Genomic DNA, 25,989 nt, shown 5'->3' with positions numbered 1-25,989 from the left:
CACCTCTTCTTCAGCGCTGACGATTTGCGAAAGCCGAAGTGACATCCGATCTCCCCCCTTGAGGGGGAGATGGCCGGCAGGCCAGAGGGGGGTGCAGCGCATTCCCGTCGATCAAAGCTGAACCGTAAAGCCAATTCCGATCGGGAGCACCCTTGTCAACGCCTGCCCCTCTTATTGAAATGCGCGGCATCTCCAAGAGCTTTGGCGCCGTCAAGGCGAACGAGGCCGTCGATCTCAGCGTGGCGCCGGGCGAAATCCTCGGGCTGCTCGGCGAAAACGGCGCCGGCAAGACGACGCTGATGAACGTGCTGTTCGGCGCCTATGCGCCCGATGCCGGCGAGATCCTGGTGCAGGGCCGGTCGGTGGCGATCAACAGTTCGGCCGATGCGCTGGCCGTCGGCATCGGCATGGTGCACCAGCATTTTCATCTCGCACCACGGCTTTCGGTGCTGGAGAACCTCTTGATCGGCATTCCCGGCAGATCGGGCCGGATCGACCGCGCCGGCGGGCTGGCGCGGCTCGCCGAGATCGGCCGCCAGCACGGGCTGACGCTCGACCCGGACCTCCCCGTCTCGGCGCTGTCGGTCGGCGAGCAACAGCGGCTCGAAATCGTCAAGGCGCTGTTTCGCGGCGCAAGGCTGCTGATCCTCGACGAGCCGACGGCGGTGTTGGCACCAACCGAGGTCGACGGGCTGTTTTCGGCGCTGCGCTCGATGGCGGCACAAGGGCTCGGCATCATCTTCATCTCGCATAAGCTCAACGAGGTGCGGGCGCTGACGCATCGCTGCGTCGTGCTCAGGCATGGGCGCGTTGCCGGCCGCGTCGATGCGCCGGCCAGCACCACGTCCTCGGAGATGGCGCGGCTGATGTGCGGCCACGAGATCGTGCCTCCGGCCAGAGGACCGTCGATGCCGGGTGCGGCCGTGCTGACCCTCGACGGTATCTCGACATCGCATCATTCCGGCATGGCGCTGCGCGATGTTTCGCTGTCGGTTCGTGGCGGCGAGATCCTCGGCATCGCCGGCGTCTCCGGCAATGGCCAGCGCGCGCTTGCCGAGGTCATCTCCGGCGTGCGTGCGCCCGATGCCGGGAAGATGACCATAGCCGGCAAAACGGTTTCGCGGTTCTCGCCGAGCACAGTCCAGGCGCTCGGCCTCGGCCGCATCCCGGAAGACCGCATGACGACAGGGCTGGTCACCAATCTACCGCTTGCCGATTCGATGGTGCTGCCGCGCATCGGCACGGCGGCGTTCAGCCGCAACGGCCTGCTCAAGCCGGATGCGATCCGCGTCTTCGCCGAGGCGCAGATCAAGGCCTACGATATACGTTGCCCCGGGCCGATGACGCGCGCCGGGGCGCTGTCCGGCGGCAATCTGCAGAAGGCGCTTCTGGCGCGCGAACTCGCTTTCGATCCGAAGGTGCTGATCGTTTCGCAGCCGACGCGCGGCCTCGACATCGGCGCCGCGCGCTTCATCCACGAAAAATTCCTCGACATGCGCGCCAAGGGCTGCGGCATCGTCGTCATCGGCGAGGATCTGGAAGAGTTGCTGATGCTCTCGGATCGTATCGCGGTGATGTATGAGGGCCGCATCGTCGGCACGCTGAACAGCGCCGACGCCAGCATCGCCACACTCGGGTTGATGATGACCGGAGCGGAGGGCCATGCCTGATGTTCCGTCTCGAGGCCCGCACCTCAACGCCCGCCTGGTTCAATCTGGCGCTGCCGCTGCTCGCCATCGGCGCGACGCTGATCCTGTGCAGCGGCCTCATCGCACTGGCCGGCGCCGGCGTCGTCGAGGCTTATGGCGTTATGTTTTCGGCGTCTTTGGGCGACAGCTACGCCATCACCGAAACGCTGGTCCGTGCCGCGCCGATGATCTTCACCGGGCTGGCCGTGGCAGTCGCCTTCCGCGCCAAATTCTGGAACATCGGCGCCGAAGGGCAATTGCTGGCTGGTGCGGCGGCGAGCTGTGCCGTCGGTGCAATCCCGATGCCGGGGCCGCTCGCCATGCTGCTGATGGCGCTGGCGGGCGCGGCCGCCGGCGCGGCCGTCGCCCTGATCCCCGCCACGCTGAGGGTAAAATTCAGGGTCGATGACGTGGTCAGCTCACTGCTGCTCAACTCGGTCATTTTCTATGCACTGATGGCGCTGATCGAGGGGCCATGGAAGGACAGTTTCAGCGGCTACCCGATCTCGCCGCCGATCGAGGATACGGCCAATTTTCCGGTGCTGCTCGAAGGCACGCGGCTGCATCTCGGGGTCGTCGCGGCGCTGGTCGCCGCACCGGTCATCTGGTTCGTGGTCGCGCGCACCACGCTCGGCTTCCGCATCAGGGTCACCGGCGAAAACCCGGAAGCCGCACGCTATGGCGGCATCAATGTCGAGCGGGTGCTGATTTCGACGGCGCTGCTGTCTGGCGCATTGGCCGGCCTTGCGGGCGTCGGCGAGGTCGGCGGCGTGCATTTCCAGGTGATGAGCGACATCTCGCCGGGCTATGGCTATTCCGGCATCGTCGTCGCCATGCTGGCGAGGCTCAATCCGCTCGGCGTCGTGCCGGCGGCGATCTTCCTTGCCGCCGTCATGACCGGCGCCGAGGCGATGTCGCGGGCGACCGGCGTTCCGGCCTTCCTCAGCGATGTTATTCAGGGAACCGCATTGCTTGCCATGCTGGTGGCGCTGCTGTTCACCGCCTATCGCCTCCGTCGCGTGGGAATAGCCAAATGAGCGTGGTGCTGGAGCAGATATTCCAGGTCGGCTTCCTGGCCGCCATCATCCGCATCGCCACGCCGTTGGCCTTTGCGACGCTGGGCGAGATGTTCTCCGAGCGCGCCGGGGTGCTCAATCTCGGCATCGAAGGCATCATGCTTTTGTCGGCGATGACCGGCTTCACCGCGGCGAGCCTCAGCGGCAGCCTTTGGCTTGGCGTGCTCGCGGCGGTGCTGACCGGGGCGCTGATGGGCGCCGTGCACGCGCTGTTCACTGTAGCGCTCGGCCTCAGCCAGCATGTCTGCGGCATCGGCGTGACGCTGTTCTCGTCGGGCCTTGCCTATTTCCTCTACCGGCTGATCTTCGGACAGCAATCGGTGCCACCGAACATCAAGGGGTTCGAGACGCTGCCGATCCCGATCCTGTCCGACATACCGGTGCTTGGGCCGGCGGTGTTCAATCAGTTTTCGCTGGTCTACATGGCGATGCTGGCCATACCGCTGGCCGCCTTCGTGCTCTACCGCACGCCTTGGGGCCTAGCGGTGCGCATGGTCGGCGAAAACCCGCGTGCCGCCGATTCTGCCGGCGTCAGCGTCATTGCAACACGCTTCCAGGCGGTGATCCTCGGCGGTGCCTTGATGGGACTGGCCGGTGCCTTCCTGTCGATGGCGCAATTCAACGCCTTCACCTTCGGCGTGGTTTCGGGGCGTGGCTGGGTGGCAATCGCGCTCGTCGTTTTCGGCCGCTGGGATCCGTGGCGATCGGCAGGCGCGGCACTGCTGTTTGCCTTCGTTGACGCCTTGCAGTTGCGTATGCAGGCGAGCGGGCTTGGCCATATCCCCTACGAGGCCTTCCTGATGCTGCCGTTCATCTTCACCATCGTCGCTATGGCGGTGATGTCGCGCAATGCGGTGGCCCCGTCGGCGCTGCTCAAGCCGTTCCGGCGCGAAGAGCGGTAGCGGCGCTTCGCCTTTCACATCGCGGTGAAGCCGTTATCGACGAACAGATGGGCGCCGTTCACGAAGCTGGCCTCGTCGCTGGCCAGGAACAGGGCTGCCTTCGCGACCTCTTCCGGCTCGCCGATCCGCCCTTGCCGCGCCGCCATTGCCGCGTCGGAGACATCGACGCCGAGTTTGTCGAGATCGGCGACCTCGCGCAGGCCATGCGGTGTCCTGATGAAGCCTGGACAGACCGCATTGCAGCGGATGTTGCGGTCGCGGAACTCGACGGCGATGGCACGCGCGAACATATGGCAGGCGCCCTTGGTGGTGTCGTAAAGCACCTCCATCGGCGTCGCCGCCACCGCCGAGATCGACGAGGTGCAGACGATGGACCCGCCGCCGGCGGCGATCATGCCGGGCAACACAGCACGCGTCATCAGGAACATCGAACGCACATTGACGGCATGCAGCCAGTCCCATTCCTGCCGCGTGGTCTCCAGGAAGGGTTTGATGACGAGGGTGCCGGCGTGGTTGAACAGAACCGTGACCGGGCCGAATTTTTCCGTCGCGCCCTTCACCGCCGTTTCGACCTGCGCCTCATCCGATACGTCAGCGACCCAGTGCTCGGCGACATGGCCGCGTTGCCTGATTGCCGCTGCGGTGGCCGCCGCCGCTTCGCCGTTGCGGTCGACGATCGCCACCTTGGCGCCCTCGGCCGCGAAAAGCTCCGAGGCCGCACCGCCCATTCCTGTCGCGCCACCCGAAATGATGGCGACCTTGCCGGCCAGTCTTGTCCCCCATGGTTTGCTCCCTGCTGCCTTGCCGTGACGTCGCGGCTTTCCGCTGAAGCGATGCTATCCCTCATCCATTGGATGGCCAAGGAGCCACAGACACATGGACCTGACGTTTCCTGCCGTCACCCCGGCATGCCGCAAAAGGCAGCGCTAAGCAGTAAAAGCACTAACTTGTCCGCCGTTTGGAGAAAATTGTTCTAAGGATCGCGCGAAAATAGCACTCGACAAAGTCTACTGATTTTATAGATTAAGCGCCGAGACGGAGGTCGATATGTCCTATAGCCAGAACGCTCAGACTGCCCGCAAAGGCCAAAGGCTGGGTTCCGACCAGGTGTGGCGGCCGGCCTATGCCGGTGCTTTCGCCTATCTCGTCTTTGCCCTTGCGTTTGTATTCACCGGGGCAGTGGTACTGGGGCTGATCCCCTGATTGTCAAGGCTCTGATCATCGAGGCTTCCTCGGGATAGCGGCCTGCCGTTTGCAGAAATTCCGGAGTTGATGAACCGAATGCCGGCGCGCTTTTGCGCGCCCTGATTCCAACGTGATGGAGGAGATGGCAATGCCGATCGAGTTCACGCATGTTCCCGGTAAGATCCACGCTGCCGACGCCAGCTTTTTCTACGACTTTGTCGAGACCGCGACGAAGCTGTCACTGATCGAGGATGCCGGATTCCGGAAGATCGTCATCGACGACCAGGCCGGGCTGCTGACCAATATGGACCTTGCCGCCCAGACGCTGGACCGGACCTCGTCCCTGGAGGTCGTGCTCACGCATTGGGCAGGCGTGATCGAACCAACCGTGGCGGCGCGGCAGCTCGCTGCCCTCGACGCGAGAAGCGGTGGCCGGCTGTCGCTCAGGATGCTCAGCGAGCCGCTGAGCGACGACGATGCCGAGGCACGTCCGGCCGGCCACACAGTGGTCTGGCAACGCATCGATGAATATCTGGTGCTGCTGAAGCGGTTGTGGTCGAACGACACGCCGTTCGACCATGAAGGCACCTTTTACAGCATCAAAGGCGGCTATGTGCCGCGCAAGGGGCCGCATGGTGCCGATGTGACCATCCGCATGGGCGGGCAGTCGGGCACTGCGCTCAGGGTCGCGGGCAGGCATGCGGACCTGTTCGAACTGGCGCCTGGCTCGCCTGCAGAAATCCGCCAGTCAATGGAGCGCGTACGCGGCGCTGCTGCCGAACACGGCCGGGCCGGCAAGCTGCGTTTCGCGCTTCCCGTCCGAATCCGTTCGGAAGACAAACCGGCCGCTTCCTGCCAGAAGGCGCTCGAACTTGCCGGGCCGCCGGCGCAGGTCGCGCTTTCGCTGCTTTCTTACGCCGCTTTGGGGATCAAGGAGTTCATGATCGTCGGCGTCGACAGGCCACGCGAGATTGCGACCGCCGGCCGCGAGGCGATCGCGCTCTTGCGCAATTCGCTGGCACGGCGCGAGGCCGATGTCCCTCAGCCGGGGGCGTTTGCGTCATGCTCGACACAGGGAGCACGCGCCGGCTGCTGAAGAGCCTCCGTCGTCCCGCGCCTTGGTGACGGGTCTACCACCATTCCGGGAAAGCCGCGTGAGCCGCCCTGGCCAGCGTCGGTATTTCCTGATCGGGAACGGAGCTGTAGGGCCAGAGCAGTCGTGGGCCGAGCGGCGCCCAGCCGCCGGCCGCCGCCATCGCCTTATCGAGTGCTGCATCACCGACATTGTAACGGGTGCGAAACGGTAGGACATGTGCGGCGAGGAAGGCCTGTATGCGGGCCTCGACCTCGGCAGCGGCGGCCATGTCGGTGCGGATTATCTGCCACCACATCATCGCGCCCTTCGGGTTGAGGCAGGCAACGTTGGAATAGCTGCCATGGGCCCCTCCAGCATAGCCTGCTGCCAGCGTGTGGCCGGGGACGAAGACGGAAAATCCGTCCAGTCTGCGGCGCATGTCGGCATACCAGCCGGCGTCGCCGCCCGGCAGCTTGGCGCCGACCAGCGATGGCACGGCCGCACGCAGACTGGCGATGCCGTCGAGCGTCAGGCGGCGCTTGGCGTGCGGCGGATTGTAGAGCACCAGCGGCGTTTCAGGCGCGGCGTCGCAGAGGCCGCCGGCAAAGCGCATGACCTCGTCGTCGCTGGGCGGCCACCAGTCGGGCAGCGTGAACTGCACCGCCGCCGGGTGAAGTCCGGCGACCCGCGTCAGTCGCTCCAGCGCGACGCGCGGATTGGACTGGCTGATGCCGATCTGGAAAGGAAGGCGCGCGCGGCCGGCTATGGTTGCGACCAACTCACAAAGCCGGTCGAATTCGGGCTCGGTCTGGCAATGGAATTCGCAGGCCGTGCCATTGGAATAGACGCCGTCGACGCCTGAGGCGCAGAGCCGGGCGATCGTCTCTTCCGTCGCCTGCCAGTCGATCGCTCCGCGATCGTCGATGGCCAGCATCACCGCGCCCCAGATGCCGCGCGGTGCGTGTGCGGGCAAGCGGGCCAGATGGTCGTCGAGGTCAGCGTCCACCGGCGATCTCGTGTTCGCGGCGGGTTTCGTTCGACGCGAAGGCAGCCTCGATAATGGCGATGATCTTGCGCGCATAGATGCCGTCGACCGGCACCGGCGTGTCATCGGCAATGGCATCGCGCATTGCGCTCCATTCGCGCACCAGCGCGTTATGCATCCAGTTCGGCTCAAAGGACCCGGGCAGCTCGGTCCAGACCGTCTCGCGGCCAAGCATGGTGCCGCGGTCCATGTCGATGCGCAGCGTTCCCCGCTCGCAGACCAGATCCATGGCGTAGGTGGTGGCGCCGGTGCGATAGCCGACGCTCTGCACCTGGCCGATGCCGCCGCCGGCGAAGCGCAATCCGAGCAGAGCGCTGTCGTCTGCTTCCTGGTCATGGAACTTGGCGCCGAGCATGCCGCTCACCGACACGACATCGTCATCCATCAGCCAGACCAGGCGATCGACCGCGTGGATGCCGGCCGTCAACAGCATGCCGCCGCCGGTCGCCTCGCGCAGATGCCAGTCACGGCGATTGTGCTCCATCCACAGCTTGATGATCCAGCTCGATCCGGCGAGCGGCCGGCCGAGCTCGCCTTCCTCCAGAATTTGCCTGGCCGCCATGCAGGGCAGGGCGAAATGCATGAGGTGGGCGACCATCAGCTTGACGCCGCCCTTGGCCACGGCGGCGTTGATCGCATCGCAGGCAGCCACCGTCGGCGCCATCGGTTTTTCGAGCAGGATATGCTTGCCGGCCTTTGCCGCGCCGATGGCCATTTCGGCATGGAGATGGTGCGGGCTGGCAATGAGAACCGCATCGACCTCCTTGTCGTCCAGCAGCCTTCGCCAGTCCGCGTAGCCGCGGCCGCCATGTTCAGCGGTGAATTGCTGCAGTGCGTCGGCATTTCCTCGAGAGGCGGCGACGAGGCGAATACCGCCAACCTCACGGATTGCCCGCGCATGGGCTGCGCCGAAATCGCCGGCGCCGATAACTCCTATTCCAATCATGGTCCTGCCTTTTGATAGGCGGCGTCGATCAGCGACATCGCCGCAACATAATCTTCGATGGACACCGGCGGAGGCGCCTTTCTGGCCAGCCGGTCAAGCGTATCGCGCATGAACAGACGATAGCGCGTCGCCGGCAGTTCGACCGGCAAGTCGACGATTGCCGCGTCGTCGAGCGTTGCGCAGATAACATGGTCGCCATGATCGATAAGGGTGGCATTGGCACTGACGATGCGCCACTCGAAGTCACCGCCGGGGCGCATCGAAGCAAAGGTGTAACCGGCCTCGACGATGAACAGCGCGCCGGCCTCGTCTTCCAGCACCAGAAGTGCGTGATCCTCGACCGGGCCGGGATGGATGCGGTTCGCGATCGAAACGCTTTTCAGGCCGAGCTTGCCGGTTGCGAGGCTGAATGCCGCGTCGACGCCGTGTATGCCGAGATTCCTCAACGCACCCCCGCCACCAACCGCCGGGTCGAGCACCCAGGCGACACCGTCGGCGATGTAGCGTTGCGGCGGGCCGTTGACCAGCCGGAACTGGCAATGCGCCACGGGGCCGGCGCGACCTTGCCGGCGCAGCCGTTCAAGGCCGGCAACGGCCGGCCCGAAACGGTTGGGCAGGGGAACAGCGACAAAAGCCTGGTACTGCCTGGCGAGGTCGCGCAGCGCCATCAGTTCCCTCGTATGGCTGGCCGCCGGCTTCTCCAGGATCAGCGGTACCCTTGCCGCGATGATCGCACGTGCCCGCGCCGGCACCATCGAAGGGTGCCCCATCAACAGGATCACATCCGGCGGGCTGGAGAGTATCTCCTTGAAATCTTCGATAAACGGCAGGTCGTGGTGCGCGGCGAACGCATGCGCTTGGCCAGGATTCTCGTCCCAGATACCGGCGATCTCCGCACCGTAAAAGCGTGCGGCGTCGAGGTGCATTTCGGCGTGCCAGTGGCTCGAGCCGGCGAGGATAATCTTCATTCGGAGGCAGCACGTTTGCTATGGGCTTGCAGGATATCCTACAAGTGGCTATACGACAAGCGGCGGGCAAGCTTCAGCGGATGATGAAAGCAGTGGGATGGCGGAACTGAAGTCGATCGAACCGTTGAGCAGACCACCGCTGCTGCACGTCACCGTGCAGGAAAGCCTCCGGGCCTATATCGAAAGCAACCAGCTCAAGGCCGGCGATCCCTTGCCGCCGGAGACGTTCCTGGCGCAGCGGCTCGGCGTCGGCCGCAACTCCGTGCGGGAGGCCATCAAGGCGCTGGAATCGATCGGCATCCTGGAGACGCGGCGCGGCATCGGCGTGTTCGTCAAGGAGTTCTCGTTCAAGCCGCTGCTGGATAATCTTGCCTACGGCTTGCAAGATTCGCTGCGCGATGTCGAAGAGCTGCGCGAAATCCGCCGCGTGCTGGAAACCGGCCTCATCGCCAAGACGATCGAGATGATCAGCGCCGAAGATATCGAAGCGCTGCGCCAGTTGACCGAGCGCATGCGGCAACGTGCCGAGCGCCATGAGAGCTTCGCCGAAGAGGACCAGCAATTCCATCAGCTGCTGTTCCGCTGCCAGAACAATCGCATGCTGAGCGCGCTGATCGACATCTTCTGGATGGCGTTCAACAAGGCCTCGAATTTCACCAATCTCGACAATCCGACGCCGCTGGCGACATGGCGCGACCATCACGAGATCGTCGAGGCTGTCGCCGCCAAGGATGTCGACCAGGCGCGTCGGCGGCTCGATGACCATTACCGGGGGATCCAGCGGGTTATCGCCAAAAACCGAGCAAGCTGAAGAACAACCTGACTATGCCAAGGGAGGAAACCATGCGCATCAGGACCATCGCATTCTCAGTCGCCGGGCTGCTGCTCGCCAGCATTGCCCCATTGACCAGTGTCCAGGCACAAAGCGCCAAGACCATTGCGGGCGGCTTCGACGTCGGCCCCGGCGGTTTTCCCAAGAACTTCAACCCGCTGGTCGCGACCGGCGGCTACACCTGGCTCAGCACCTATTTTGAACCGCTGGTCATCTACAATGCCGGGCTGACCGAGATCGAAGGCGACCTCGCCAAGGACTACAAGATCAGCGACGACCAGCTGAGCTATACGTTCAACCTGGTCAACGAGACCTGGCACGACGGCAAGCCGTTCACCTCGAAGGACGTCAAGTTCACCCTCGAGCTTGCCAGGAACAAGGCCTCCGGCAGCCTGTTTGCCGCCCGCCTCGCCGACATCGCCTCGATCGATGCGCCGGATGACCACACCGCAGTGGTGAAGCTATCGAAACCGAACGGATCGTTTCTATCGATCCTGTCGCAGCTGATGATCCTGCCGGAGCATGCCCTGGCCGCCCTGTCGCCGGAATCGCTGGCGACCAGCACCTGGTGGTCGACCACTCCGGTCGGCACCGGCCCGTTCAAGTTCAAGCGCTACGTGAGCGACCAATATGTCGAGCTGGCAGCCGATGACGATTATCGCGGCGGCAAGCCGAAGGTAGACGTGCTCATCAACCGCTATTTCGAGTCGCCGGCGGCGGCCGTTGCCGCGCTCCGTGCCGGCGAAATCCAGTTCACATACGTCGAGCCCGACGATGCGGCATCGTTCAAGAGCGACAACAATTTCAGGGTGATCGAAGGTGCCTCGTACGTGGTCAACTATATCGGCCTGAACCAGAAGGTCGACCTGTTTAGGGATATCCGTGTCCGCCAGGCGATCATGTACGCGATCGATCGCAACGCCATCATCGACAGCCTCTACGGCGGTGCCGCCGAGCCAGCCAATTGCGGCTATGTCGCGCCGCACCTTGTTCCCGCAGGCCTCGAATCCTATGCCTACGATCCGGCAAAGGCCAAGGCGCTGCTGAGCGAGGCGGGCTGGGACAAGATCAACGGCGACAAACCGATCACCCTGCTGACCTATTACGGCTCGCCGCAAGCGGCCAACGTGATGGCCGCTGTCCAGTCGATGCTGGCCGAGGTCGGCATCAATGTCGTGCCGCGGGTCGTCGATACGCCGACCTACAACGGCATCGTCTACAAGCAAGGCACGCCGGACTGGAACGCCTTTCCGATGGTCTATGCCGGCCTGCAGAACGGCCCCAACCCGGCCGGCCTCAATCCCGGCCTCAATAAGTCGCAGATCCCGCCGGCAGGCTTCAACACCATGCGCATCGGGTTCGACGATCTGAGCACCGCATTGGACGCCGCGCTAGGCCAAACCGATCCGGCCAAGCTCGATCAATCCTGGCAGGGGGTCTGCAAGGTGATGAACAAGGACCTGCCCTGGGCGACGTTGTGGGTGGCCAACCGCTATGGCGTAGCCTCCAACAAGCTGCATGACTTCGTCTGGACGCCGGCGCCGGGCGGCGGCCCCTACGCAGCTCACCCCGAGCGCTGGGACATCCAGTAAGAAACCCGCAACCAAGCGAGCAGGCGGGACCACTTTGGCGCCGCCTGCCACCGCCACAGAAAGCCCATGTTGAGCTTCATCGCCCGCCGCAGCGCCACAGGATTGCTGATGCTGGTCGCGCTCAGCGTCCTCATCTTCATCCTGTTGCGGCTGGCGCCGGGCGATCCGATCGACGCCTATATCAACCCATCGGTCCCCATGTCGGCTTCCGACCTCGAGGGCCTGCGCGAACGGCTCGGGCTCGATCGGCCGCTTCCCGTGCAATATCTCGCCTGGCTGCGCGCGGCGCTGAGCGGTGACTTCGGCTATTCGATCCAGCGCAGCGGCGTTGCCGTGCTGCCGCTGGTCATTGACCGCATCGGCCCGACCGCACTGTTGATGGGCACAGGCCTGGCGATCGCCATCGTGCTCGGCATTTCCGCCGGCATTTTCAGCGCGGTGCGCCGTAACGAACCATCCGACATCGCGCTGTCGGTGCTGTCGTTTATCGGTATCTCCAGCCCGGCTTTTCTGACAGCGCTGCTCGGTCTCTATTTCTTCTCGGTGCTGCTGCGCTGGGCGCCGTCCGGCGGCATGCAGACCGCGGGTGCGCCGTTCTCGGCGACGGATGTGCTTGCGCACCTCGTCCTGCCCGCCTGCCTGCTGTCCGTCGGCCATGCCGCGCTGATCATGCGTTACATGCGCGCCTCGCTGCTGGAAGTGCTCAACCAGGATTACGTGCGGACGGCGCGTGCCAAGGGCGTGCGCGAGTTCTGGGTGATCATCAAGCACGCGACCCGCAATGCGCTCTTGCCGGTCATTACCTTGATCGGCTCGACTGTCGGCATCGCCATCGGCGGCGCTATCTTCCTGGAAAGTGTGTTCAACTGGCCGGGCATGGGACTGCTTCTGGTCAATGCCGTCGGCACCCGCGATTACCCGGTGATCATGGGCGCTACCCTGGTGATCGGCGTTTGCGTCATCCTGGTCAACCTCTTGACCGACGTCGTTTATGCCGTCGTCGACCCGCGCATTCAGGTGGCATGATGGCAATCACGGCGCCAGATCCTACAGTTGACCCGACAGCCGTGCCGCAAACCAAAGGCCCGCTCCGCCGCGCGCTCGACCGCTTTTTTGAAAACCGCGCGGCGCGTGCCGGGCTTTTGATCGTCATCCCGATCCTGCTGGCGGTTTCGACGTATCCTTTGTGGTGGCCGTTCGGTCCTAACACCATCGACCTCCGAGCAATGAACAAGGCGCCGTCGGCCATTCATTGGCTGGGCAGCGACGGTGTCGGGCGCGACGTCATGGCCCGGCTGCTGCAAGGCGGACGGATCTCACTGCTGGTCGCCGTCTGCTCGGTCGCCATATCGACCGTCATCGGCTTCCTGGTCGGCGCCGTCGCCAGCTTTGGCGGGCGTCTTGTCGACGGCACGGTGATGCGCCTGGTCGACCTGGCGATGACGCTGCCGCCGGTGATCTTCCTGCTGGTGCTGGCTTCGATCGCCGGCACCGGCATCGCCCCGACCATCCTGGTGATCTCGCTGCTCTCCTGGCCGGTGCTGTCGCGCATGGTGCGCGCCCGGCTGCTCGAACTGCGCGAGCGCGATTTCGTCGTTGCCGCCCGCGGCATGGGCGCGGGGCTGCCGCATCTGCTGTTCCGGCATGGCCTGCCCAATTGCATCGATATCCTGGTCGTCTACGCCACCTTGCAGATCGCCAACGCCATCCTGCTCGAGGCCGGCCTGTCCTTCCTCGGCCTCGGCATCGCACCGCCCGAAGCCAGCTGGGGCAACATGCTCAATCTCGCCCGCTCCACCGTGGTGCTTGAAAATTACCCCTGGCAATGGATGTTCCCGGGCGCCGCACTGGTGCTCACCGTGCTCGCCATCAATTTCATCGGCGACGGCCTGCGCGACGCATTCGACCCCCGCTCCGATCTCAACTGACCTCAAAGGTTCATCAAAATGCCCCTGTTTACCGGCGTCGTGCCACCTGTCGTCACCCCGCTCAATGCCGATTTCAGCATCGACTTTCCGTCGTTCACCCGCACCATCGAGAACCTGCTCGACGGTGGTGTTCACGGGCTGTTCGTGCTCGGTTCGACCAGCGAGGTGGTCTTCCACGACGAGGCGGGCCGCAGGGCCGTCCTCGAGCACGCGGTCAAGGTCAATAACGGCCGGGTTCCGATCTTCGCCGGGGTCATCGACCCGACGACCGACCGCGTCATCAACCACGCCCGGATCGCCAGATCGGCCGGCGCCGACGCCATCGTCGTCACCGCGCCTTTTTATACCCGCACCAGCCAGCCGGAGATCGGCGACCACTTCCGCTATATCAAGGATGCGATCGACATTCCGGTCATCGCCTACGACATCCCGGTCTGTGTCCACGTCAAGCTGGAGCGCAAGACCACGGTCGGCCTCGCCAGGGAAGGCGCCATCGCGGGCATCAAGGATTCCAGCGGCGACGACGGCAATCTGCGTTACGTGCTCAAGGACATGGCCGACGACCCCGGCTTCTTCGGCATGACCGGCTCCGAGATCCTGGTCGACAGCGTGCTGGCGATGGGTGCGCATGGCGTCGTGCCGGGGCTCGCCAATGTCGACCCGCATGGTTATGTCAGGCTGTGGAAGCTGACGCAGGCGGGCCAGCATGCCGAAGCCCGCCTGGAGCAGGAGCGGTTGCTGAAACTGTTCGAGATCGTCTGGATCTCGCTCGGCAGGACCAGCGCCGGCTCGGCCGGCGTCGGCGCCTTCAAGGCGGCGATGAAGAGCCTCGGCATCATCGGGTCGAACACCATGGCGCGGCCGCAGCGCAGCCTGAACGACGAGGAAACCGCAAAGATCGACGCGATCCTTCGCGATGTGGGGCTGCTCCGCTGAGCGCCATGCCGATCCTCTCGATTTCCGGCCTGCGCGCGGTGTTCCGCGTCGCGGGGCGCGACATCGCGGCGGTAAGGGATGTCGACCTGACGATCGGCTCCGGCGAGACGGTGGCGCTTGTCGGCGAATCCGGGTCCGGCAAATCTGTCACCAGCCTGTCGATTATCGGCCTGTTGCCAAAGAGGGTCGGACATATCGCCGAGGGGTCGATCGCGCTGCGGCGCAAGAACGGCACGGTTACCGAGCTGACCAGCCTCGATGCCGAATCGCTGCGCAAGATACGCGGCAATGAGATCGGCATGGTGTTCCAGGAGCCGATGACCAGCCTCAACCCGGTCTACACGATCGGCGAGCAGATCGCCGAACCGATCCGCATCCATCTCGGCAAATCGCACCGCGAGGCAGAAGCAGATGCGGTGCGGCTGCTGGAACAGGTCGGCATTCCCGATCCGAAGCGGCGGGCGCGGCAATATCCGCACGAACTTTCGGGCGGGATGCGCCAGCGCGCTACCATAGCCATGGCCCTGTCCTGCGATCCAGGCTTGCTGATCGCCGACGAGCCGACAACCGCATTGGACGTCACCATCCAGGCCCAGATCCTCGATCTTTTGGCCGACCTGCAGGCGCAGCGCGGCATGGGCATCCTGTTCGTCACCCACAATCTCGGCGTCGTCGCCGAAATCGCCGACCGGGTGGCGGTGATGTATGCCGGGCGTATCGTCGAAACAGGTCCGGTGAGCGAAGTGTTCGCCCGTCCGCGTCATCCCTATACGGCAGGGTTGATGCGCTCGGTGCCGCGGCTCGGCCAGGCCACGGCGCTGAAGGCGGCGGGAACGCCGCTGCCGACCATTGCCGGAAATGTTCCGTCGCTCGCCTTGCTGCCCAAGGGCTGTTCCTTCGCGCCGCGTTGCCCGATGGCTATCGCTGCCTGCCGCGCTGCGGTCCCTCCATTGTTTGGGGCGACGCCGACCCAGCAAAGCCGCTGCCTGCGCTGGGAGGAACTCTGATGGCCGACGCCCCTTTCCTCGCTGTCAAAAACCTGACGAAGCATTTTGCGCCGACAGCGTTCTCGCGCGGACCCGTCGTAAGGGCGTTGGAGGATATTTCTTTCGATATCGGGCGTGGCCAGGTGGTCGGCCTGGTCGGCGAATCCGGCTCCGGCAAGACGACGATCGGCCGCTCGGTGCTGCGTCTGATCGAGCCGACATCCGGCCAAATCAAATATGACGGCACCGACATCACCAGGCTGGGTGCCGCCCAGTTGCGCCGCCAGCGCCGCAAGATGCAGTATATTTTCCAGGATCCCTTCGCCAGCCTGTCGCCGCGCATGACGATCGGGCAGATCCTCACCGAAGGCCTGGACATTCAAGGCATCGGCAAGAAGTCCGAGCGGCGGGCGAAGGCCGAGAAGGCACTTGCCGCGGTCGAGTTGCCGGTCGACGCCTATGACCGCTACGCCCATGAATTTTCGGGCGGCCAGCGCCAGCGCATCGGCATCGCCCGGGCGCTGACGCTCGAGCCGGAATTCATCGTTGCCGACGAGCCGGTCTCGGCACTCGACGTCTCGATCCAGGCGCAAATCATCAATCTGTTGCGCGACCTGCAGCTCCGGCTCGGCCTGACCATGCTGTTCATTTCGCACGATCTGGCTGTCGTCGAGTACATCTGCGATACGGTCATCGTGCTCTATCTCGGGCGCATCATGGAGGTTGCGCCGGCGGCCGAGCTTTATGCCCGGCCGCAGCATCCCTACACGCGCGCGCTGCTGTCGGCCATTCCGTCGCTCGACCCGCTGGCCAGGCAAGGCCGGCAGGTGCTCAAGGGCGATATTCCAAGCCCGGCAAACCCGCCGTCGGGCTGCGTTTTCCGAACCCGTTGCCCGTTTGCGCTGGAGGCTTGCGTCGGGGCTGTGCCGCCGCTGAGGGCGACAGCCGAGGGCCATCTGAAGGCCTGCATTCGCGACGACATCGCTTAGGTTTCTTGCCCTCTGCCTACGGGAGAACTTGGGCGAGATGGACAAGGTCGTCGGCCACAAAGTCCCAGCTCTCAAGAGGCGAGAGATCGGTCGTCTGCGCCGGGCCATGCTCTTTTGGCCGAGCAACAAAGGCGGTTCCGATACCGCACCTTCGTGCCGCGGCCAGGTCGTCATTGTGCGCGGCGATTAACACGGCCTCCGCAGGTCGCACCCCCAGGATCTCCACTGCGCGGAGATAAGCCTGCGGCGCAGGCTTGTAGGTGCCGAACACATCCGAGCCAAGGACGGTGTCCCAAGGCAGGCCGGCGCGCTTGGCCATATCCAGCAACAGCCGGGTATTGGCCCCTGACAAGGGCACGATGATGAAGCGTTCCTTCAGCCTCGCAAGGCCTTTCAGCGAATCGGGCCACGGCTCCAGCCGGTGCCAGGCGAGGTTGAGTTCCTCAAGTTCGGCGGTCGGCAGCTCGGATGGGGCCAGCCCGAACTGGACGAGGGTGGCGTCCAGATTCTCCCTGTTGATCACGTCAAGTGAAACGAAAGGCCGGCGCCCCGTCCGCACCGCCTCGGTCGAGGCGTCATAGCGCGACGCCCACGTATCAGCGAATTCACCGGGATCGACCTGCTCTGCACCAACTCGCGCGAGGAAGGCGCCGGCCTCTCTTGCGATACCGCTGCGCCAGTCAACGACGGTTCCCAGAACATCGAAGAATAGAACTCGAGTAGTGGTCATTGAGCTTTCCTCCGACCTCATTGAAACGTCGTCGATGCCAACCCATATGCAATGCGCGTCGGATGTTTCCTCCCATTCGTCCGGCGCGTTCCCCTCTGAAGGTTTTCGACCTTCACATCTGGCCGGGCTTTGCAGCCCGGCCTTTTTTTGCGGGGTAAGCGAGCGAGCCGAGATCATGGCGCAGGGGTGCCCAGCGTATCGATGCGTTTCGCCAGCGCCGCGGGATCGCCAAGCACGCGCAGCGTCTTCAGCCGAGCGGTGCCGCCGGCGGCGATCGAGACGCCCGATGCCGGCACGCCAAGCGCCTTAGCTACCAGCCTTTCCAGCGCTCGATTGGCGGCTCCGTTTTCCGGCACGGCGCGGACGCGGGCTTTTAGATAGCTTCGCCCATCCACCGATGTTTCGATGCCTTCCAGCCTGTCCATCGCTGATTTCGGCGTCAGCCGGACAAACAGGTCGATGCCGTCGGCGCGCGTGCGGAACGGCGCACTCATCGACGCCCTGGGCTCAGACGACCAGCGAAAGCACGGTGGTGAGCAGGAACTGCCGGATGAAGAACAGGATCAGCAGCAGGATGATCGGCGAGATGTCGATGCCGCCGAGGTCGGGCATGAAGCGGCGGATCGGCCGCAGCGCCGGCTCGGTCAGCCGATAGAGCATGTTGCTGATGGTGTCGACGAACTGGTTGCGGGAGTTGACGACGTTGAAGGCGTAGAGCCAGGAAAATATCGCCGAGGCGATGATGATCCACCAGTAAAGGTCAAGCGCCATGACAATGGTCTGAATGAGGGCGATCATGCCGGTCTCCGATTGTTGCCGACATGTAGCCACTGTAGGTGAAAGCGGCAAGAGCCGCCTTCTGCCGCATGGGCGAGGGCGCACGAACGGCCGAGCGGCATTTCGGCAGCAAGCGCAGCCTTGACAGGAAACCGCAGCGGCCGATAAAAGCCCCATCCGCTGGACGGGGCTGTAGCTCAGCTGGGAGAGCGCGTCGTTCGCAATGACGAGGTCAGGAGTTCGATCCTCCTCAGCTCCACCAGCGGATTTTTTTCGAACCCTTGCCTGGATGGATTCCAAGGAAGTCCTCCTTGGATTCACGGCGTCTCTCAGACGAAGCTCGCGAACGCATTGCAGGCCTGCTGGCGGCTTGGCACTATCGTTGCCGGGTGGATGGGTGGATTCATATCGGCGACGTAAAGACCCTCTACACCAGTAGCTTATGCGGCCTATTGCCACTGCGCCTCGTCCTTGCCAGACTTGGTCCGTCTTCAAAACCGAGGGGAATTCACCATGACCAGCACGACAAGGCGTGATTTTGTAGGTCTTACAGGAATGGCAGCGACTGCCCTGGCCGGCGCTGTTGCAACACGAGCTACCGCTGCGGAAAGCGACGTATCGCCATCGTTCGATGAGGTTCTTCAAGAGTACGATCAAAACAACACAGAAAGGACTAGATCAAAGCTGGCGATCTATGTGGTCCTTTCTCATCTGCACGCCAGTCTCGAGGAGGAATTTAGCGACCTTGGGCTAGAGCTGCCTTTAGGGAAAAAGGCCTTGCCATCGAACCTGCCGGCCAATTTCGCCGACGCGCAGGTTGCACCCCTTCCTTGGCTCTTCAAGCCCTCGGAAGTTACCGACCACGAACGAAACGGCTATGCGGCGATTGCAATGCGAATGAACGCAGTGATGGCAAGACACACGGCCGACGTGAGTGTCGGGGTTTCGCATATCATGTCGCACAAGGGATAACCGCGACCTTGCCGGCGAGAACGGCACGTCAGGCGAGCACAACGCCGGCCGGCGATTTGTTGTTGCGGGCGAACCGATTACCTGTTTTGGCGAGGCGACTGCGCTGCGAGAGTCCTCACAATGGATAAATACTTCCGGGAGGCGCCGCGCGAGATAGCAAAGCTCTCGGCACCCCGGCCAGTGGGAATTGTCAGCCGTCCGCGCGTAGTGGCGCTGCTTTCGCAGGCCCTCGACAGCGGTGCATGCTGGCTGGCGGCGCCTGGTGGATACGGCAAGACCACCGCGGTGATCGACTTTCTGGAACACGGCGGGCGGGAACAAGGCGGGCTGAAGCAAGGCGAATCGGCGTACAACTGGTATCGGGTCGACACCGAGGACCAGGACGTTGCGCGCCTTTTCCATTATCTGACGCTGTCGCTCGACGGCAGGCATGCCGGCATGCCGGTCTTTGGTCCGGAATATGCCGACAATTCCGACGATTTCGCGCGGCTGTTCTTCCGCACCTATTTCTCGCGGCTTGATCCGGGCACGATCCTGGTCCTCGACGATCTGCATCGTGCCGATGCGCCAGGCTTTCGCCGGACGCTGGCGATCCTGTTGCGCGAACGCCCCAACACTGTCCGCTGCATCTGCACATCGCGGATGCTGCCTGAGGGCGACGTCGCCGACCTCGTGCTGGCGGGACAGTTGCCGGTGCTCAACCAAACGCTGCTGGAGTTTTCGCCTGGGGAGGCTCGCAACCTCGTCACCGCCCGCTCGCAATCGCCGTCCGAGGTCGGCGACATTTCGGAGGCGCGCGGCTGGGCGGTGGGCCTTCTCCTGCTGGCCAACGCCGGAATGTACTACCCGCTTTCGCAGACCGGCCTTGCCGGGGGCGCCGGCCTTCGGGAGATTGTCGGACGTTATTTCCTGCGCGACATCGCGCCGGAGGACCAGGATCTGCTTATCAGGCTCAACGTTCTGCCGGAGATCAGCACGGAGCTTGCCGATGCGTTCCTGGGCTCGCCGCAGGCTGCTCGCCTGCTGGTGCGGCTGCAGCATCGCCAGCTGCTGATCACGCGCGACGGTCCGGGCGGCGCCGCCTTCCAGCTGCATGACTTATTGCGCGAATACCTTGCCGGCCTACTGGACCGGCGCGTGACGGAAGCGGACCGTTCCAGGCTGCGCGAGCAGGCAGCAAAGGTCCTGCACGAGGCAGACAAAACCGACGCGGCAATCGTGCTGGCGTTGCAGGCGTGCGCCTGGCCGCTGGCACGCCAGCTCATTCTGGAGTGCGCTAACGGCGTTCTCACGCAAGGGCGCAGGGCCAGCTTCGTCGAATGGTGCAACAGGCTGCCCCCCGACCAGATGGACGGGTGGCTCCATTATTGGCTGGGCGTCGCCTTCGCATCGGACGATGCGAAGGCCGAACCGCACTTCTTCAAGGCATGGCAAGCATTCGAGAACACCGACATGCGCGGCCAATGCCTGACGGTCGCGCGGGCGGTCGTAGTCAAGACCGCCAGTTGGCGTACGCATGAGGGGCTGGCGGATTGGACGCGCCGAGCCTCACAGCTTCTTGCCAGGGGATTGCCGGAGTTGGATCCGGAGGAACTCATGATGGTCAGGCTCGGCATCCTGCGGGCCGTCGATTTCGCCGAACCTGGCGAATTCGACGCCCATGACGCGAAGCGCCTCGTGAATGATATCCAGCAGCGCCTGACACATCTGCCGATCGAGGATTCGGTCGAGTTGCGCCTGCTGGCAAGCGAAGCGCTCATCGACTACGCGACCTCGTCGGGGCAGCGCGACATTTTTGCCAATGCCGTGGACAGCGTTGCCGCCGATCTCGAACATCCGGATATCCCGCCGCTGGTGCTCGGCATGTGGCTGGTGTCCTTTGGCTCGGCCAGCGGCCGTTACTTCCCCTATTCGCGGCGCGGTTTTGTCTATGCCTCGGCCGAGGATGCGTTGCGACGCGCAACGGCGATAGGCGAGCAGCACGCCTTACGGGGCGTCGAGTTCAGCGCGCTCTATCAGCTTCAATTGCTGATGAAGCTTCACAACAGGTTCTCGGAATTCAATGCGCTCGTCTCCCGGCTGGGCGAGATCGCGGACAGCAGGTTCACAACCCAGGTCGCTGTAGTCGCCGACTGCCACGCGGCGATGCACACGCGCAACGGCGACTTCGTCAAGGCTTATCTCGACTGCGATGCCTTCATGGATGCGATCGAGCGGGCGAATGAGCCGATGATCGAACGCTGGCCGCATTACGTCACCAAATACCAGGTCCTGCTGGCCGATCGGCGTCCAGCGGAGGCCATTGCGCTACTCCAGGAGATCGTCGAAAGGCTGAGCGGCGGCCCTCGCCAGCGGGTCGAACTCAACATTCTGGCCGCTCGGGCCCTGGAGCAGAAGTGGAAAGGCGGCGCGTCCTATGGCACTCGTCTGGCTGAATTCATGGAGGTGTTGCGCCAGGTCAACCCCTCCGCAATCCTGCTCAACCTGCCGGACCTATTGGCCGATCTGGTCGCCGATGCGCTGGAGCGAAAGATCGACGTCGATCTCTGCCGCCGCGTCGTTCGGGCGCGATATCTGGTCCCGCCCGCTGGCCGACCCGTCCAGTGGCCTTGGCCGCTCAGGATCCACTTGATGGGAGGCTTCCGCCTCGAGATCGATGGTGCCGAGGTCGCGCCCGGTGCCAAACCTACCCGCGCTCTCGACATATTGCGCATTATCTGCCTGTCGAGGGATCAGGTCTGTTCGGTGGAAACCCTGCAGGATTGGCTCTGGCCCGACCTCGACGGCGACCAGGCCAAAGCGGCCTTGGAGCAAGCGCTGCATCGTCTGCGCAAATTGCTCGGGCAAGGCGAGCTCGTAACGCTGAGAGAGGGCCGTTTGCGGCTCGCTGCCGACAAGGTCTGGATCGATCTGCAGGATTGGGAAGACCGGCTGAAACCCGTTCTGTCGGGCCAAAGAGACAGCGCAATCGAGGAGCAGGAGAAACTGCTGGAAGGCTTTGTCGGCCCGCTTTTCTCGAATGGCCCGACGCCCGCCTGGTCGAACGCCGCGGCCGACCGGGTGCGGGACGGGTTGGTCGAGCTTGCCGTGCGGATCGCCAAACACTGGCAGAGCCAAGGCAACGCGGATCGGGCACGCCAGGCGTGCCGGCGTGCGCTCGATTTCTACCCGGAATCGGCCAAACTCCATGGCACGCTCATCCAGGAGAGCCTCTCCAGAAACGACCATGCCGGCGCCATCGAGGATTACCGGCGCTATGAACGCGCGCTCGCTTCGACCGGCGATGACGAGCCCTCGCCTTTGCTGCGTTCGCTCGTGCGCCCGTTTCTCTAGACCGGTTCATCGTTTCACGGAAACGCCGAACCGCTCTATCTCTTTATTTTTGCGCAATTCCGGACGGAAAACCGTTCCACACTTTTCCTGGAATTGCTCTGGCGCAGCTCGGAACTCTGTAAGCCGTCCGTAAGTCGCGGTCTGGGAACCTCGGCTCGTCGATCAAAACCGATCGCCGGAGGCCTGAAGCCCCCGATACCAACACTCACAGGAAGGAAAAGGTCATGCCGTATACTGCCAGAGCAACTTCGAGAGTGCGTGCCGGCACCATCCGGGCTGGAGCCACAAGACTTTCCGACCAGCTCAGGATCGGGCCTTGGTCGCTCCTCTCGCCCGAAGCTGTCATACAGCAAAAGTACAACTCCCTTGGAGGCGCCGGCTTCGCCGAGATCGACAGGAAGGACACTGGAAAAGCCTGGTATCTCAAGAACGGCTCATGCATTTGTTACAACGATGCCATGCACGACGCCTTTGAGATCCATGGCGAAATCTACAGGAAGTGGATTGCGCTTGGCGGTCTCGCGTGGGGCATTCCCTGCACCGACGAAACCGGAACTCCCGACGGCGTCGGCCGATACAATCACTTCAACAACAATACCGCTTCGATCTACTGGACACCGAATACCGGTGCTCAAGCGATTTGGGGGGCAATTCGCGGCAAATGGGCAGCAATGGGCTGGGAGCGCTCGGTTCTCGGCTATCCGGTCACCGACGAAACCGGAACTCCCGACGGCGTCGGGCGCTACAACCATTTTGCCAATGCCGGCTCGATCTACTGGACACCGAACACAGGAGCCAACGTGGTGTACGGTGACATCCGCAAGAAGTGGGAGAGCCTGGGCTGGGAACAGTCATATCTGGGATATCCCACGACCGACGAGACCGAATTTGCCGATGGTGGCCGTGCCAATCTGTTTGAAAACGGCGGCATATACTGGTGGCCCGACACCGGCGCGATCGACCTTCGAGATGTCGTCGTCCACTATACCGGCCTCCATTGCTTCGGCGAGACCGACTGGGATCAGGGATCGAGTGCGGACGAACCCTATGTCATCGTCAGCGTGACAACGCCGCAGATCGCCGACACCAAGCGCAGCCAGGTCTATGGCGACGTCGATGCCGGAGATACAAGACCCGACCTTATGGAAATCTATCGAGGCAAGCCTTACGGCATCAATATCGGCACGGTGCTGATGGAAAACGATTTTGGCGACCCCAACAAATACAAGGACGAGGTGCAGAAGATCGTCATGGGCGTCCATACGGCGGGCACGCTCGCTTTGGGCCTCATTCCGGTGGCAGGACCTATCATTGCCGCGATAGCCGGCCCGGCCCTGGGATCCTTAATGCCATCGATCGGCGGCGCCATCAGCGATCTCTTCGATTGGGGCGATGACAGGATCGGGAGCGCGACAGTAACCATCTCCGCAAAGCAGATGGTGTTGCTCGCGGCACGCACGAACAATACCACCTTCAGCGGGATTGGGTTCAAGGTGGAAACGCCCCTGATTTCCGGCGAGGGGGCTTCCTACAAAGCCTATTTTGGCTTTGTGCCTGCCTAGGCCAATCGCCTCGGCAAAACCTTCGCCGAGACAATCAAACTTACCAGCCCCGCCTTCCATTGGCGGGGCTGCCACTTCGCGACTGAGAGTTTCCGTAGCGGTCGTCGCAAGGTGCGGTCCGGATGCGGCAGCGGCCGATCAGCATAGCGGGCAAGCTGTCGTTGCCTAACCCCGCACAGCCCGTAGCGCCGCCATGAACGCGGCTCCTTCGGCCGGAACGATGGAGACCGCATTAAGTGCGGTCACCTCAACGACGCGGCCGCAGCCAACGAGGCCGAACGGGACCGGCGGAAACCGGATCAGGCGGTGCGCAACCCGCCGCCATGACAGCCGAGATCAATCAGGATGGAAAGAGAACGGTGACAAGAGCGGGCATGCATCACACCAGCCCGCGCTTGGCCATCATCGCTTCCGGGGAAGGCATCTTGCCGCGGAAGGCGGTGTAGAGTTCTTCCGGGTCCTTTGAACCGCCGGCGGCGTAGATGTTCTTGCGCAGCCGCTCGGCCAGCGCCGGATTGAAGGGATCGCCTGTTTCCTCGAAGGCGGCGAACGCGTCGGCGTCGAGCACTTCCGACCACATGTAGGAGTAATAGCCGGCAGAATAGCCATCGCCGGCGAAGATATGGCCGAAATGCGGGGTGCGGTGACGCATGGCAATGGTGTCAGGCATGTCGAGCTTTTCGAGCGTCTCGGCTTCGAAACGAAGCGCCTGTTCCGGTGCATCCGGCCGGGCGTGGTAGGCCATGTCGACCAACGCCGAGGCGGTGAACTCGACGGTGGCGAAGCCGGCGCCGAAGGTGCGTGCCGCCAGCATCTTGTCGACCAGCGCCTTTGGCATCGGCTTGCCGGTCTTAATATGCAGCGCATGCTTTTCCAGCACCGCCGGCACCGTCAGCCAGTGTTCATAGAGCTGCGACGGCAGCTCGACGAAATCGCGGCTGACCGAGGTGCCAGCGACCGATGGCCAGGTAACGTCGGTCAGCATGCCGTGCAGCGCGTGACCGAATTCGTGGAACAGGGTCTTGGCCTCGTCGACCGACAGCAAGGCTGCCTCGCCGGCCGGCGGCTTGGCGAAATTCATGATGTTGTAGATGACCGGCTTGGAGCCATCGCCTAGCTTGTAGCCGGATTTCAGCGCGCTCATCCATGCGCCGGAGCGCTTCGAGGGTCGCGCGAAATAATCGGCGAGGAACAGGCCGCGCTCGCTGCCGTCGGCATTCTTCACCACGAAAACACGGGCGTCCGGATGCCAGGTGGCAATGCCCTTCTTTTCTTCGAAAGAAATGCCGAACAATCGTGTTGCCACGTCGAAACAGGCGTCGATGATGCGGTCTAGCTGCAGATACGGCTTCAGCTCGGCCTCGTCGAAGGCGAATTTCTCTGCGCGCAGCTTCTCCTGATAGAAGCGCCAGTCCCAGGCAGCGAATTTCTCGTTGCTGCCGGCCTCGGCCGCCAGCCGCTGCAATTCGGCCTGGTCGCTTGCGGCCTTTTCCACCGCCTTTTCCCAGACCGGATCGAGCAGCGCGTGCACCGCCTCCGGCGTCTTGGCCATGGTATCGTCGAGCTTCAATGCGGCATAGGAAGGATAGCCGAGCAGCTTCGCCTTCTCGGCGCGCAGGCGCAGCATGTCGCGCACCACTTCCGTGTTGTCGGTAGCGCCGCCATTCTGGCCTCGCATGATGAAGGCGCGGAACGCTGTCTCGCGCAGGTCGCGGCGTTCTGAGAAGGTCGAGAACGGCTCGTAGATCGAACGCGACAAAGTGACGGCGTAGTGGCCCTTCTGGCCGCGCATCTCGGCGGCTTCCGCCATCGAGCTTTTCAGGAATTCCGGCAGGCCGGCAAGATCGGCCTCGTCGAGGAACAGCGCCCAGTCGCGCTCGTCGGCAAGCACGTTCTGGCCGAAATTGGTGCCGAGCGACGACAATTCCTCGTTGATCGAGGCGAGCCGCTTCTTGCCTTCGGCGTCGAGCCTGGCGCCGGAGCGGACGAAGTTTTTCCAGGTCTTTTCCAGTACGCGCAGCGTTTCGGCATCGAGCTTCAGAGTCTCGCGGCGTTGATAGAGATCGTCGATGCGGGCAAAGAGGCGCTCGTTCATCGAGATCGCCGAGAAATGCCGCGACATCTTCGGCGAAATGTCGCGCTCCAGCGCCTGGATTGCCTCGTTGGTGTGGGCGCCAGCGCGGCACCAGAAGATCGACGAGACATGGTCGAGAGCCTCGCCGGCGAGTTCGAGCGCGGCAAGTGTATTGTCGATGGTCGGCGTCCCGGTGTTGCCGGCAATCGCCTCGATCTCGGCTTCGTGCGCCTTCAGGGCAGCGTCGAAGACCGGAGAAAAATCGCCGTCGCCGATGCGCGCGAAATCGGGCAGGCCGAGCGGCCCTTGCCATTCAGTCAGCGGATGGGCGGCGAGGTTGACGGTGGAAGGCATGGGCAAACTTTCGCTGAGTGGGTGGGAGAAGCGGATCGT

At 63.6% G+C, this 25,989-nt stretch carries 23 protein-coding genes and 1 tRNA gene; 16 read left to right on the top strand and 8 right to left on the bottom strand.

Annotated features, from left to right (window positions below; translation table 11 throughout):
- Positions 1-179: 179 nt before the first annotated feature.
- Genes NKH28_RS10620 through NKH28_RS10610 form a run of 3 tightly spaced genes read left to right on the top strand, consistent with a single transcriptional unit; the run spans position 180 to position 3,666 of the window.
- Positions 180-1,670 carry an ABC transporter ATP-binding protein gene (locus NKH28_RS10620; RefSeq protein WP_502906619.1) on the top strand — a complete coding sequence of 497 codons (1,491 nt, stop codon included), beginning with the start codon at positions 180-182 and terminating at the stop codon, positions 1,668-1,670.
- Positions 1,670-2,725 carry an ABC transporter permease gene (locus tag NKH28_RS10615; RefSeq protein ID WP_352540873.1) on the top strand — a complete coding sequence of 352 codons (1,056 nt, stop codon included), beginning with the start codon at positions 1,670-1,672 and terminating at the stop codon, positions 2,723-2,725. The genes NKH28_RS10620 and NKH28_RS10615 overlap by 1 nt, the downstream gene beginning before the upstream one ends.
- The gene (locus NKH28_RS10610) at positions 2,722-3,666 is read left to right on the top strand and encodes an ABC transporter permease (RefSeq protein WP_023678177.1); all 945 of its coding nucleotides are present in this window, start codon (positions 2,722-2,724) and stop codon (positions 3,664-3,666) included. The genes NKH28_RS10615 and NKH28_RS10610 overlap by 4 nt, the downstream gene beginning before the upstream one ends.
- A gap of 14 nt (positions 3,667-3,680) precedes the next feature.
- Here NKH28_RS10610 and NKH28_RS10605 read toward each other — a convergent pair whose 3' ends face one another.
- Complete coding sequence (locus NKH28_RS10605; RefSeq protein WP_352978935.1) at positions 3,681-4,436, bottom strand: SDR family NAD(P)-dependent oxidoreductase; 756 nt, start codon at positions 4,434-4,436, stop codon at positions 3,681-3,683.
- Between the two features lie 277 nt (positions 4,437-4,713).
- Here NKH28_RS10605 and NKH28_RS10600 point away from each other — a divergent pair, with 277 nt between their 5' ends.
- Positions 4,714-4,869: a hypothetical protein gene (locus NKH28_RS10600; protein WP_023678176.1), complete on the top strand. Its 156-nt coding sequence runs from the start codon at positions 4,714-4,716 to the stop codon at positions 4,867-4,869.
- Positions 4,870-4,999: 130 nt separating this feature from the next.
- The gene (locus NKH28_RS10595) at positions 5,000-5,947 is read left to right on the top strand and encodes an LLM class flavin-dependent oxidoreductase (RefSeq protein ID WP_352978790.1); all 948 of its coding nucleotides are present in this window, start codon (positions 5,000-5,002) and stop codon (positions 5,945-5,947) included.
- A 34-nt stretch (positions 5,948-5,981) separates the two neighbouring features.
- Here NKH28_RS10595 and NKH28_RS10590 read toward each other — a convergent pair whose 3' ends face one another.
- Genes NKH28_RS10590 through NKH28_RS10580 form a run of 3 tightly spaced genes read right to left on the bottom strand, consistent with a single transcriptional unit; the run spans position 5,982 to position 8,885 of the window.
- Entirely contained in the window at positions 5,982-6,932 is a 951-nt protein-coding gene (locus NKH28_RS10590) for a dihydrodipicolinate synthase family protein (RefSeq protein ID WP_352978788.1), read from the bottom strand.
- Complete coding sequence (locus NKH28_RS10585; protein WP_352978786.1) at positions 6,922-7,917, bottom strand: Gfo/Idh/MocA family protein; 996 nt, start codon at positions 7,915-7,917, stop codon at positions 6,922-6,924. Before NKH28_RS10585 ends, NKH28_RS10590 begins: the two co-directional genes overlap by 11 nt.
- Positions 7,914-8,885 carry a Gfo/Idh/MocA family protein gene (locus tag NKH28_RS10580; protein ID WP_352978784.1) on the bottom strand — a complete coding sequence of 324 codons (972 nt, stop codon included), beginning with the start codon at positions 8,883-8,885 and terminating at the stop codon, positions 7,914-7,916. The genes NKH28_RS10585 and NKH28_RS10580 overlap by 4 nt, the downstream gene beginning before the upstream one ends.
- A 97-nt stretch (positions 8,886-8,982) precedes the next feature.
- On the opposite strand from NKH28_RS10580, the gene NKH28_RS10575 reads away from it, so the two are divergent.
- From NKH28_RS10575 to NKH28_RS10545, 7 genes are all read left to right on the top strand, one after another.
- The gene (locus tag NKH28_RS10575) at positions 8,983-9,696 is read left to right on the top strand and encodes a FadR/GntR family transcriptional regulator (RefSeq protein ID WP_352834670.1); all 714 of its coding nucleotides are present in this window, start codon (positions 8,983-8,985) and stop codon (positions 9,694-9,696) included.
- Positions 9,697-9,728: 32 nt separating this feature from the next.
- Complete coding sequence (locus NKH28_RS10570; protein ID WP_352978782.1) at positions 9,729-11,309, top strand: ABC transporter substrate-binding protein; 1,581 nt, start codon at positions 9,729-9,731, stop codon at positions 11,307-11,309.
- Between the two features lie 66 nt (positions 11,310-11,375).
- Positions 11,376-12,335, top strand: a complete 960-nt coding sequence (locus NKH28_RS10565) for an ABC transporter permease (protein ID WP_352978780.1) — start codon at positions 11,376-11,378, stop codon at positions 12,333-12,335.
- On the top strand, positions 12,332-13,237 hold the full coding sequence (locus tag NKH28_RS10560; RefSeq protein ID WP_502893704.1) for an ABC transporter permease: 906 nt from the start codon (positions 12,332-12,334) through the stop codon (positions 13,235-13,237). The genes NKH28_RS10565 and NKH28_RS10560 overlap by 4 nt, the downstream gene beginning before the upstream one ends.
- Before the next feature lie 18 nt (positions 13,238-13,255).
- Entirely contained in the window at positions 13,256-14,173 is a 918-nt protein-coding gene (locus NKH28_RS10555) for a dihydrodipicolinate synthase family protein (protein WP_352818316.1), read from the top strand.
- Entirely contained in the window at positions 14,170-15,180 is a 1,011-nt protein-coding gene (locus NKH28_RS10550; RefSeq protein ID WP_352540952.1) for an ABC transporter ATP-binding protein, read from the top strand. Before NKH28_RS10555 ends, NKH28_RS10550 begins: the two co-directional genes overlap by 4 nt.
- Positions 15,180-16,148, top strand: coding sequence for an ABC transporter ATP-binding protein (locus tag NKH28_RS10545; RefSeq protein WP_352978777.1), 969 nt, complete (start codon positions 15,180-15,182; stop codon positions 16,146-16,148). The genes NKH28_RS10550 and NKH28_RS10545 overlap by 1 nt, the downstream gene beginning before the upstream one ends.
- Positions 16,149-16,164: 16 nt before the next feature.
- On the opposite strand, the gene NKH28_RS10540 is transcribed toward NKH28_RS10545, so the two are convergent.
- From NKH28_RS10540 to NKH28_RS10530, 3 genes are read right to left on the bottom strand one after another with little or no spacing between them, the layout of a single operon-like run.
- Positions 16,165-17,055, bottom strand: a complete 891-nt coding sequence (locus tag NKH28_RS10540; protein WP_352978775.1) for a haloacid dehalogenase type II — start codon at positions 17,053-17,055, stop codon at positions 16,165-16,167.
- A complete protein-coding gene (locus NKH28_RS10535) occupies positions 17,052-17,372 on the bottom strand; it encodes a DUF167 family protein (RefSeq protein WP_352978773.1) in 321 nt (106 codons plus the stop codon). Before NKH28_RS10535 ends, NKH28_RS10540 begins: the two co-directional genes overlap by 4 nt.
- Before the next feature lie 13 nt (positions 17,373-17,385).
- Positions 17,386-17,676, bottom strand: a complete 291-nt coding sequence (locus tag NKH28_RS10530; RefSeq protein ID WP_023678162.1) for a YggT family protein — start codon at positions 17,674-17,676, stop codon at positions 17,386-17,388.
- 165 nt (positions 17,677-17,841) lie between these two features.
- Here NKH28_RS10530 and NKH28_RS10525 point away from each other — a divergent pair.
- From NKH28_RS10525 to NKH28_RS10510, 4 genes are all read left to right on the top strand, one after another.
- A tRNA-Ala gene (locus NKH28_RS10525) sits at positions 17,842-17,917 on the top strand.
- A gap of 251 nt (positions 17,918-18,168) precedes the next feature.
- Positions 18,169-18,627 carry a hypothetical protein gene (locus NKH28_RS10520; RefSeq protein WP_352451265.1) on the top strand — a complete coding sequence of 153 codons (459 nt, stop codon included), beginning with the start codon at positions 18,169-18,171 and terminating at the stop codon, positions 18,625-18,627.
- 120 nt (positions 18,628-18,747) lie between these two features.
- Positions 18,748-21,960 (top strand): AfsR/SARP family transcriptional regulator, encoded by a 3,213-nt coding sequence (locus tag NKH28_RS10515; protein ID WP_352978771.1) that lies wholly within the window; start codon positions 18,748-18,750, stop codon positions 21,958-21,960.
- Positions 21,961-22,184: 224 nt separating this feature from the next.
- Complete coding sequence (locus tag NKH28_RS10510; RefSeq protein ID WP_352978769.1) at positions 22,185-23,522, top strand: LGFP repeat-containing protein; 1,338 nt, start codon at positions 22,185-22,187, stop codon at positions 23,520-23,522.
- Between the two features lie 379 nt (positions 23,523-23,901).
- Here the strand turns inward: NKH28_RS10510 and NKH28_RS10505 are convergent, their stop codons facing one another.
- Positions 23,902-25,956, bottom strand: coding sequence for a M3 family metallopeptidase (locus tag NKH28_RS10505; protein WP_352540953.1), 2,055 nt, complete (start codon positions 25,954-25,956; stop codon positions 23,902-23,904).
- Positions 25,957-25,989 lie beyond the last annotated feature (33 nt).

Origin of the sequence: Mesorhizobium sp. M1227 (assembly GCF_040318315.1) — a bacterium.
Taxonomy (GTDB): Bacteria; Pseudomonadota; Alphaproteobacteria; order Rhizobiales; family Rhizobiaceae; genus Mesorhizobium.
This window is presented reverse-complemented; position numbering and strand designations above follow the sequence as displayed.